Origin of the sequence: Psychrobacillus sp. FJAT-21963, from assembly GCF_001420585.1 — a bacterium.
Lineage (GTDB): Bacteria > Bacillota > Bacilli > Bacillales_A > Planococcaceae > Psychrobacillus.
Genome location: NZ_LJIY01000002.1, coordinates 484,422 through 493,905 on the forward strand (window position 1 = coordinate 484,422; position 9,484 = coordinate 493,905).

Below are 9,484 nucleotides of genomic sequence, written 5' to 3' on the forward strand. Positions count from 1 at the left end.
GTTTTTGAAATAGTAAATTTATCCTTATTAAGGCGATTATATCTTTAAAAAAACAGAAAGTAGATGAAATATGAAAATTTCTATCAAATGGAAAATTATTATTACTGTAATGATTTTAATTGTAATTAGTATGTCTGCATTAAGTTTCATAAGTACTTTTACGATTAAAGACAAAACGGAAGAAAGTTTAACTGATCAAAGTCATGTATTAGTGAACGAAATGTCCTCTTCCATTCAAAATTATCTCAGTGTCTATGAAAAGGGTATTATACAAATATCCACTACAAAGGAAGTGGTGGATTTTCAAACGGAATCTAGTATTTCAGATGCAATCATTGCTTCACAGCTAGAGAAACAATTAGATTCTAAATTTACTGAGTTTACAACGTTGTACGACGCGGTTGCTTCCGTTTACTATGCATTACCGAACAAGCATATTGAAATAATACCTGAAGCTGATTTAGGGAAAGATTTCGACGCAACAACTAGAGATTGGTATAAAAATGCGGTAGCCAATAAAGATGATTTTAGTTGGTCCAAACCTTATTTAGATGCTGCAACGGGAGAATATGCAATTTCTGGTGCAAAAGCAGTACTTAAGAATGGTCAAGTTGTTGGAGTTGTCGGCATTGATATATTACTTTCGAAGTTAACAGAAACAATTTCATCTAATGAGTTAGGATTTGAAGGTTTTCCGATTATCGTGGAGAACGACGGCACAGCAATTGTCCATCCTACCATGTTTGGTGAAAATTTGTCCGAATATGCTTATATTAATAAAATATTTTCTAGTTCTTTAAATGAAGGAGTAGTCACAGATACTTCCGAAGGACTTTCAACGGTTACTGTATTTACGACAATACCTGATTTGAACTGGAAGCTAGGTGCAGTATACGAGCAAGAAAAAGTTAATCAAACAGCTGATAGTATTCGAAATCTCATTTTATTTATTACTGCTGCTATATTAGTGCTGATGTTTATTGTGCTATATTACACTACCCATCACACTTTAAAACCGATAGATCAATTAAAAAAACTAATGGATTCGGTTGCAGAAGGAGATTTGACTGTTCACGCGAACGTAAAGTCATCCGATGAAATTGGACAATTAGCTAAAAATTTCAATAAAATGACTGAGAGCATGCATGAAATTATTCAAGTAGTAAAAGAATCTGCAAGTAATGTTCAAGTAAGTTCTGAAAGTCTTAGTGCAGTTGCAGAGGAAACAACTGCATCATCAGAACAAGTATCCGTAGCTGTGGGTGAAATAGCTGAAGGTGCTTCAAAATCTGCTGAAGATGCGGAAGAAGTAACAGATAGCTCTTCACATTTAAGTAATCAAATTAATTTAATTAATGAAAAATCGCTTGTAATGACTGATATTGCTACGAAAGCAAATAAAATGAATGCAAATGGCCAAAAACAAATGAGTGAACTTAAATCATCCTTTAACAATTGGGAGTCCAATTTAAAGTCTATGTCTGATGTAGTCGATACTTTAGAAAACAAAGTAAAAGCCATTGGAGGGGTTATGGAAACCATCATGGAGATTTCTGCTCAAACAAATCTACTTGCATTAAATGCAAGTATAGAAGCAGCAAGAGCTGGTGAGCATGGAAAAGGTTTTGCGGTAGTAGCAGAGGAAGTAAGAAAGCTTGCTGAGCAATCAGCCAGAGCGACTGAAGATGTTAAAAAGACTATTACTGAATTACAGAAAGAATCAGTTTTAGTAAGCCAACAAATGACTGAAACTAGGGAAACTTTCCGTATACAAGGGGCAGTAGTTACTGATACGGAAATAACATTTAGTGAAATCTCAAATTTAATGGAGAATATGCAATCCTCTATTGATGAGGTTTCCAACGAAATTAACCAAGTTTTTAAATACAAAGAACAAGTAGTTGAAACGATTCAAATGATGGCAGCGACTTCTCAACAAACTGCTGCTGCATGCGAGGAAGTTAGTGCATCTTCAGATGAACAGCTTCGGGCAATCCAATCCGTTGCAGATGCTTCTGAAACATTAACAGAACTTAGCGATAAATTAGCAGAAGCAGTGAATCGTTTTAAAGTATAATATTCCATTGCTTAAATGTTCAGAAAATGATAGTATATAAAATAATGTAGTAGAATAACAAATAATATACTCTTATCAAGAGAAGCAGAGGGAAATGGCCCTGTGAAGCTTCAGCAACCTCTGACACATGTCAGAAAGGTGCTAACTCCTACAAGATATCAATCTTGAAAGATAAGAACTGAGAGCATTTGCTTACCCTCTTTTCTTATTTATTAGAAGAGAGGGTTTTTATTTTTACGGAAAAGAGGAGAAATGTATGCCAATTAAGATTCCCAAACAATTGCCAGCAGCTGAATTGCTGAAGAAAGAAAAGATTTTTATCATGGACGAGGAGCGCGCAATTGCTCAGGATATCCGTCCTCTAAACATAATTATATTAAATCTAATGCCAGAAAAAGAAAAAACGGAATTACAACTACTAAGACTATTAGGTAATACACCATTACAAGTGAATGTTACATTTATGAATACTGCTACACATGAATCCAAAAATGTTAGTAAAACGCATCTAGACACTTTCTATACTACTTTTGAAGAGATTAAACTTCGCAAATATGATGGGATGATTATTACTGGAGCACCAATTGAACATTTGAATTTTGAAGATGTAAATTATTGGAGTGAGATGACAGAAATAATGGATTGGTCGAAAACAAACGTCACTTCTGTCTTACATATATGTTGGGGTGCACAAGCTGCACTTTATCATCATTATGGAATTGGTAAATTTGAATTGTCTAAGAAATGCTTTGGTGTATTTTCTCACCGTTTATCCGATCCAACTGTGAATTTAGTCCGTGGTTTCAATGACGAGTTTTATGCGCCCGTTTCTCGTTATACTTCTGTTTCATATGATGAAATAATAACTGATTCCAGACTTAATCTGCTTTCAAATTCTGAAGATGCAGGGGTATTCCTTGTAATATCAAATGACGAAAAGCATATCATGATTACTGGTCATTTAGAATATGATGCAACAACTTTAGCGGAAGAATATGCTCGGGATGTGAATAAAGGTATTGAAATCGATGTTCCTGAAAATTATTTTCCTAATAATGATCCTTCGACACAACCATTAAATTCTTGGCGTTCGCATACTCATTTATTGTTTTCTAATTGGTTAAATTATTATGTCTATCAAGAAACGCCATACGAATGGGAATAATTCAGAAGAGGCTGAGAAAGATTTTTCTTTCGTTCAGCCTCTTGTTCTATTTATTTAATGAAATATTTGGTCAATTCTATCTATTTCTTGTTTAGTTAATTGAACATCTACAGTTTTCAAATTATCTATAACTTGTTCAGGTTTTTTAGCCCCTGGAATAATAACATCAATATTTTCTTTCGTTAAATACCATGCAAGCACAATATTAGAAACACCTACATTTTTATCATTAGCAATTTGGCGAAGCTGCTCTACCTTATCTAAGTTGTTAATATATGTTTCTCCTTGGAATAACGGATTTTTTGTGAGACCTTCTCTAAAAGTACTGCCTTTATCATACTTACCTGTTAATAAGCCCGAAGCAAGCGGAAAATAAGGAATAAAGGAAATATTACGTTCATTTGTATATGGAAGCAAATCCTTTTCTGCATCGCGTTTTAATAAATTATATCCAGATTGAAGAACTTCAATATAACCATCTTGGTTACCTTCTTTTAACTGTTCTAAAGTAAAGTTGGATACTCCAATTGCACGGATTTTTCCTTCATCCTTTAAACGTTGAAGAGTACCAACTGCTTCAGCTTTTGGTGTGTTTTCATCGGGAAAATGAATATAGAATAAATCAATATAGTCCGTTTGAAGTCGTTTTAAACTGTTTTCCACAGTTTCTCTTAAAAATGCAGGTGAGTTGTCAATGACTACTGTTTCACCGGTCATTTTATGAGCGCCCTTAGTAGCAAGAATTATTTCACTACGTTTCTTCGTTTCTTTTAATACTTCCCCAATTAACTCTTCTGATCTTCCGATGCCGTAAATAAAGGCAGTATCTAGAAAACTAATTCCATGATTAAGTGCTGTATGCATAATGTCTTTTCCGGTTTCATCATTTAAATTCGGAAATAAATTATGGCCACCAACTGCATTTGTTCCAAGTCCAACGGGATTTACAAATAATCCGGTTTTACCAATTTCTACTTTTTTACTCATAGTAGTAAAAACAACTCCTCTTCTATATATTCTAGTATAATATTACCAATAATGACCTTTTACTCAAAGAATTTTGGTTTATTAAAAGAAATGGGGAAGGAGATTCATAATATTTATTGAACTATGTTTTAAAGGAGATGATTAGATTGTCAAATTCAACTAATTTTCATGCTGACTTTATTCGAAATATACGGTCAAAATTGGAGGAATTGAAAAGTGATACAAAGAAAGCGATCATGCAAATGGAGGAAGAATCCATTTTTTGGTCACCAAACGAACAATCAAATAGTGTAGATGTACTGGTGAAGCATATGAGTGGAAACTTAATTTCTCGTTGGACAGACTTTTTATCAACTGATGGAGAAAAAAAAGACAGAGATCGTGATAGTGAATTCGAAAGTACGATAGAATCACGGGAAGAGTTGCTTAAAGTGTGGGAAAATGGGTGTAATGCATTTTTCAAAGCGATAGACAGTATAGAAGAAAAACACTTACTTCAAACTATTTATATTCGCAATAAACCACATACTGTTTTGGAAGCAATCATTCGGAGTATTACACATATTTCAATTCATGTGGGACAGGTAATATATATAGCCAAACAAGTTACACCAGAAGACAAGTGGACTACTTTGTCGATACCTAAAAGAAAGGATAAGAAGTAATGAATTCAAATTTTACTTATATTCATAGTTCTCCACAAATTTTAGATGAGAATAAAAAATATCCAGCATTATTTTTATTGCATGGAATGGGAAGTAATGAAAACGATTTGGTTGGACTCGTTTCTAACTTAAAGGAGAAATGCCATATATTTAGTATACGTGGGCCAATTTCTCAATCACCTGGATATGCCTTTTTCACGATAGAGGGTCTCGGAAAACCTCATCGTGCAGTCTTTGATCAGGTAGTACAAGATCTTCAGTCATTTATCGAAGAAATAACTAATAATCATTCGATTGATTCAAATAAGCTCTTCCTTCTTGGTTTTAGCCAAGGTGCTATATTGACTCAATCATTAGCATTAGTAATGGGTGATAAAATAAAAGGAATTGTTGCACTAAGTGGCTATATTCCGTTGTTTGTGAAAGATGAGTATACACATCAACCAGTAAATAAATTAAATGCATTTATATCTCATGGCGAATTTGATAATATGCTTCCATTTGAATGGGGAACTGCTAGTAGAGACTATTTCTTAGAAAAGGGAGCAAGTGTTACCTTTAAGAACTATCCTGTTTCACATGGTGTTGCACCAGAAAATCAAAGAGATTTAGTTACCTTTTTAGACGAACTATTAGTAAAATAAAGGATTATCCTCCCCTCTTGAAGAATATGTAAGAGGGGTAATTTTATGAAAAAGGAGAGTTTTTCATGAGGCTAGGATTATCTAAAGATGAAGTAAAATTAAATAATTATACGAGTGAATGGAATATAGAATTTAATAGAGTTAAAGAAGAGATCATGTTGGTAACTAAATTGGAAACAAAACGGATCGAACATATTGGTAGTACGGCAATTAAAGATATGGTGGCAAAACCAATCATCGATATTTTAATCGGCATTGAAGATACAAAACATATAGATAACAACATGATGAAAGCTCTCCAGAGTATTGGTTTTCTTCCATTGCGAGTGGAAAGGCCGGGAGAAATTGTATTAGCAAAATTTATAGATGATACATACAAAGTAAAAACACATTATATCCATTTAGTCGATTACGACAAAGAGCTTTGGAAAAACCTAATTTTTTTTAGAGACTACTTAAATACAATAGATGAGGCAAGAGATGAATATAAAAAGTTAAAAGTAGCTTTAGCTGAAAGAAAAAGTATAAATATAACAACGTATACAAATTTAAAAGAACCTTTTGTGAAAGGTATATTTTCTCTACGTACAAATTAAGAGGTGAAAATTATGATTACAAATTTATATTTTGTTAGACATGCGCACTCTACATATACGACTAATGAACTTGAAAGACCACTATCAGTCAGAGGTAAAGAAGACTCAAAGTTAGTAACCGAACGATTAAAGCTAGAAAACATTGACTTTGTCATTTCTAGCCCATATAAACGGGCGATTCAAACAGTTGAAGGTATTTCCGAGTACCTTGGCTGTAACATTGAGATTAATAAAGATTTTAGAGAACGCACTTTGTCTTTACTTCCTGTAGAAGATTTTAATAAGGCTATAACAAAAGTATGGTCAAACCCTGATTTCTTTTTTGATGGTGGTGAGTCGAATAAAAAAGCACAACAAAGAGGGATTACAGCAACCATGCAAGTTCTAGATGAATACAAAGGAAAAAATGTTGTTATCGGCACACATGGTAACATCATGGTTTTGATCATGAACTTCTTTGATCAGCAATATGATTTTCATTTTTGGAAGATGCTCGCTATGCCAGACATATATAGGCTATCTTTTTATGAGAATCACTTAATAGAAGTTAGAAGAATAGATGAGAATAAAAAGAACTCGTTAAATACCGGATACACAATTTATAAACCTATAGAAATTAAAAACGAGGGGAAGAAATGAAGATTAAAGGCTTAAATCATTTTTTGTTTTCTGTATCCAATTTAGAGCAATCAATCAAATTTTATCAAGATGTATTTGATGCAAGGCTATTGGTGAAAGGAAAAAGTACCGCTTATTTTGATTTAAGTGGAATGTGGCTTGCATTAAATGAAGAAAAGAATGTACCACGAAATGAAATTAATGAGTCCTATACACATATTGCTTTTACAATAGAGGAAGCCGACTTTGAGAATACACACGTAAGATTAATGGAGTTGGGAGTAAATATACTTGTAGGACGAGAAAGAGATAAAAGAGACAAGAAGTCTATTTATTTCACTGATCTAGACGGTCATAAATTCGAATTTCATACCGGTACATTACAAGACAGAATGGAGTACTACAGACTTGAAAAACAGCATATGGAATTTAATGATTAAATAATATAAACCATAAGGAGATTGTTAAAATGAAAGCCATTATTTTTGATTTTGACGGAACGCTAGCGAATACATTGCCAATTTGTTACTACTCTTTTCAGAGTGTTTTTCAAGAGTTTGATAATAAAGAATTATCTTCAGAAGAAATAAAAGCTATGTTTGGTCCTTCTGAAACTGGAATCATTAGAGAAAACCTTATAAATAATAACAAAGAGAAGGCAATTGAGAAGTATTATGAAAGCTATTTAGAAAAACATCACCATTTTGTAGAAAGTAACATAGAAATAGAAGATTTACTAATTTATATAAAAGGGTTGGGTATAAAGCTTGGAATCGTTACAGGTAAAGCAAAGAGAAGTTTAGATATTTCATTAAAAGCGCTCCAAATGGAGGAACTATTCGATGTAATAATAACAGGAGATGATGTACAATTCCCAAAACCACATCCAGAGGGAGTAAATAAGGCATTGTCCATTCTAAACGTTCAAAAAGAGGAAGCGGTATTTATCGGAGATAGCGAGGCTGATATTTTAGCTGGCGTTCAAGCAGGAATTGTTACAATTGGAGTACAATGGTTAGAAAATTATAAAGCAGATGATTTTATTACAAAACCAAATCAGATATTCACTAAAATTATGGATTTCAAACATTCTCTCAAGAATCTAAATTACAGCATGTATTCAGGAGAGTTAAAATGAAATTAGCATGTTTACACGCACATCATTCAAATATCGAATATATAGAATCTGCTTTAGTGTCTTATGAAATAGAACTAGTTCATTTTGTAGACCCTGGTCTTGTGAATAGGGTTACTCATGATACTAGTTTCTGCATTTCAGATGCTCAACAAAAAGTTAAGGAACAAATAGAATGGATTTCAAAAAGTAACGTAGATGCAATACTTATAACTTGTACTAACTACGTTGCGTTGCTTAATGAGGCTGATCATTTATTATCCATACCAATTATCAAAATCGATGAACCTTTTTTCGAAGTAATAGCTTCAATTGATGAACCACAAGTTATTCTGTTTACTAATCCTGCAACTGTCGAAGGTACTTTGGATAGATTAAATAATTATTTAAGTGATCGTCACAAGAATATAGAGATGGATGTTGTCATAATTGAAGATTCATTTGAACTACTTATGCAGGGTCTAAGTGAGAAATACAATGAAGCAATATCTAAATGCATACATAAATTATTGGAAGCGGAAAATAAAATTATTTCAGTTGCCCAATTATCGATGGTGAATGCTTCTATTCAAGTGGAGAAGGAGACCTCTATAACTGTTATTAATCCGCTTCATACTTTAATAGATTCACTGGCTATTCAGTTAAATCTTAAGCATAAATGAGAAGAGCAAGAATCAACATCCAAAAGTTGATTCTTGCTCCATTTTTAGTTTTTTCTCTGTTGGCTTCATTTGAGACGAAAGCTCCATTTTCATTAGAACAATAGAAGATGAAAGCACATTTGGATTGTACGTTAGTGTATATTCAGGCTTATGGGAGGTCAGTATTTATATTCATCTAAATGCAAGGGGGAAAGGGATCGGTAATTTACTACTGCAAGCATTAATCAAAAAGTCGGATGTAGCCGATTTTTGGACTTTGCAAGCTGCAATCTTCCCTGAAAATAATACTAGTATTCAGCCCCATAAGAAAAATGGATATAGAATAATAGGCATTCGTGAGAGGATTGGAAAAGTGAATGGAATTTGGAGGGATAATCTTTTTTTAGAAAGAAGGAGTGTTACAGTTGGTGTAGATCTATTATTGACATGAAAAAAGTAATCCATGTCTGAGTTATCACTCGTGATGGATTACTTTTCACTACTGTCGATCTTCATAAAAGAGTATCGTTGGTCCAGAGTGAAAATAAGCTAAACTGCCGTATGAAAAAAGTAGTTTATTTTAAAAAAATTTATTTAATCAACAGGATATCAGTTTTCGTCCATGTTACACCATCACTTTCTTTTTTCAATACTATTGTTAACAACATTTGCTATATTGTGAATGGTATTTTCAAGAGACTCTATTTTATTCTCAAATCGGTGTAATAAATAAATAGTGACTACAATGGGAAATCCGAAGTTGCCAATTAATTGTACGATGTTTCCCTCCCCAATCATGAGTATCCTCCTTTCTTTATTTTATTTCACCATTCTTCTAACTACATGATATACCTGTTGAGAAATACATTATCATCATGACAAACAGACTTGTCCGAAAAAAATAATACTTCTAACTACCTCAAATCCCTTTCATTGATAAAATAATAAATCTTTAT

General features: G+C 33.0%; 12 protein-coding genes and 1 riboswitch. Of the genes, 10 read left to right on the forward strand and 2 right to left on the reverse strand.

Annotation, left to right across the window (positions count from 1 at the left end):
• Positions 1–70 precede the first annotated feature (70 nt).
• Complete coding sequence (locus AN959_RS08235) at positions 71–2,077, forward strand: methyl-accepting chemotaxis protein (protein WP_056829793.1); 2,007 nt, start codon at positions 71–73, stop codon at positions 2,075–2,077.
• 69 nt (positions 2,078–2,146) lie between these two features.
• Positions 2,147–2,255, forward strand: a riboswitch (SAM riboswitch).
• Between the two features lie 78 nt (positions 2,256–2,333).
• Positions 2,334–3,242, forward strand: a complete 909-nt coding sequence (metA, locus tag AN959_RS08240) for a homoserine O-succinyltransferase (protein WP_053589585.1) — start codon at positions 2,334–2,336, stop codon at positions 3,240–3,242.
• Positions 3,243–3,296: 54 nt separating this feature from the next.
• Here metA and AN959_RS08245 read toward each other — a convergent pair whose 3' ends face one another.
• Positions 3,297–4,229, reverse strand: coding sequence for an aldo/keto reductase (locus AN959_RS08245; protein ID WP_056829795.1), 933 nt, complete (start codon positions 4,227–4,229; stop codon positions 3,297–3,299).
• Between the two features lie 146 nt (positions 4,230–4,375).
• Between AN959_RS08245 and AN959_RS08250 the strand changes: the two genes are divergently transcribed.
• From AN959_RS08250 to AN959_RS08285, 8 genes are all read left to right on the forward strand, one after another.
• The gene (locus AN959_RS08250) at positions 4,376–4,894 is read left to right on the forward strand and encodes a DUF1572 family protein (protein WP_056829797.1); all 519 of its coding nucleotides are present in this window, start codon (positions 4,376–4,378) and stop codon (positions 4,892–4,894) included.
• A complete protein-coding gene (locus AN959_RS08255) occupies positions 4,894–5,538 on the forward strand; it encodes an alpha/beta hydrolase (RefSeq protein ID WP_056829799.1) in 645 nt (214 codons plus the stop codon). Before AN959_RS08250 ends, AN959_RS08255 begins: the two co-directional genes overlap by 1 nt.
• Positions 5,539–5,603: 65 nt before the next feature.
• Positions 5,604–6,134 carry a GrpB family protein gene (locus AN959_RS08260; RefSeq protein WP_056829802.1) on the forward strand — a complete coding sequence of 177 codons (531 nt, stop codon included), beginning with the start codon at positions 5,604–5,606 and terminating at the stop codon, positions 6,132–6,134.
• 12 nt (positions 6,135–6,146) lie between these two features.
• Complete coding sequence (locus tag AN959_RS08265) at positions 6,147–6,773, forward strand: histidine phosphatase family protein (protein WP_082460879.1); 627 nt, start codon at positions 6,147–6,149, stop codon at positions 6,771–6,773.
• The gene (gene fosB / locus AN959_RS08270; RefSeq protein WP_056829804.1) at positions 6,770–7,192 is read left to right on the forward strand and encodes a metallothiol transferase FosB; all 423 of its coding nucleotides are present in this window, start codon (positions 6,770–6,772) and stop codon (positions 7,190–7,192) included. The genes AN959_RS08265 and fosB overlap by 4 nt, the downstream gene beginning before the upstream one ends.
• Positions 7,193–7,221: 29 nt before the next feature.
• Positions 7,222–7,890 carry an HAD family hydrolase gene (locus AN959_RS08275; RefSeq protein ID WP_056829806.1) on the forward strand — a complete coding sequence of 223 codons (669 nt, stop codon included), beginning with the start codon at positions 7,222–7,224 and terminating at the stop codon, positions 7,888–7,890.
• The gene (locus AN959_RS08280) at positions 7,887–8,549 is read left to right on the forward strand and encodes an aspartate/glutamate racemase family protein (protein ID WP_056829808.1); all 663 of its coding nucleotides are present in this window, start codon (positions 7,887–7,889) and stop codon (positions 8,547–8,549) included. Before AN959_RS08275 ends, AN959_RS08280 begins: the two co-directional genes overlap by 4 nt.
• Positions 8,550–8,673: 124 nt before the next feature.
• Complete coding sequence (locus AN959_RS08285; RefSeq protein ID WP_056829811.1) at positions 8,674–8,979, forward strand: GNAT family N-acetyltransferase; 306 nt, start codon at positions 8,674–8,676, stop codon at positions 8,977–8,979.
• A 182-nt stretch (positions 8,980–9,161) separates the two neighbouring features.
• Here AN959_RS08285 and AN959_RS20625 read toward each other — a convergent pair whose 3' ends face one another.
• Complete coding sequence (locus AN959_RS20625) at positions 9,162–9,326, reverse strand: YvrJ family protein (protein ID WP_082355195.1); 165 nt, start codon at positions 9,324–9,326, stop codon at positions 9,162–9,164.
• Between the last annotated feature and the right edge of the window lie 158 nt (positions 9,327–9,484).

What these genes read in the sequence shown, in the direction of transcription:
- AN959_RS20625 (WP_082355195.1), bottom strand. Translation starts at nt 9,326, where the DNA reads ATGATTGGGGAGGGAAACATCGTACAATTAATTGGCAACTTCGGATTT.
- AN959_RS08245 (WP_056829795.1), bottom strand. Translation starts at nt 4,229, where the DNA reads ATGAGTAAAAAAGTAGAAATTGGTAAAACCGGATTATTTGTAAATCCC.
- metA (WP_053589585.1), top strand. Translation starts at nt 2,334, where the DNA reads ATGCCAATTAAGATTCCCAAACAATTGCCAGCAGCTGAATTGCTGAAG.
- AN959_RS08235 (WP_056829793.1), top strand. Translation starts at nt 71, where the DNA reads ATGAAAATTTCTATCAAATGGAAAATTATTATTACTGTAATGATTTTA.
- AN959_RS08255 (WP_056829799.1), top strand. Translation starts at nt 4,894, where the DNA reads ATGAATTCAAATTTTACTTATATTCATAGTTCTCCACAAATTTTAGAT.
- AN959_RS08265 (WP_082460879.1), top strand. Translation starts at nt 6,147, where the DNA reads ATGATTACAAATTTATATTTTGTTAGACATGCGCACTCTACATATACG.
- AN959_RS08275 (WP_056829806.1), top strand. Translation starts at nt 7,222, where the DNA reads ATGAAAGCCATTATTTTTGATTTTGACGGAACGCTAGCGAATACATTG.
- fosB (WP_056829804.1), top strand. Translation starts at nt 6,770, where the DNA reads ATGAAGATTAAAGGCTTAAATCATTTTTTGTTTTCTGTATCCAATTTA.
- AN959_RS08260 (WP_056829802.1), top strand. Translation starts at nt 5,604, where the DNA reads ATGAGGCTAGGATTATCTAAAGATGAAGTAAAATTAAATAATTATACG.
- AN959_RS08280 (WP_056829808.1), top strand. Translation starts at nt 7,887, where the DNA reads ATGAAATTAGCATGTTTACACGCACATCATTCAAATATCGAATATATA.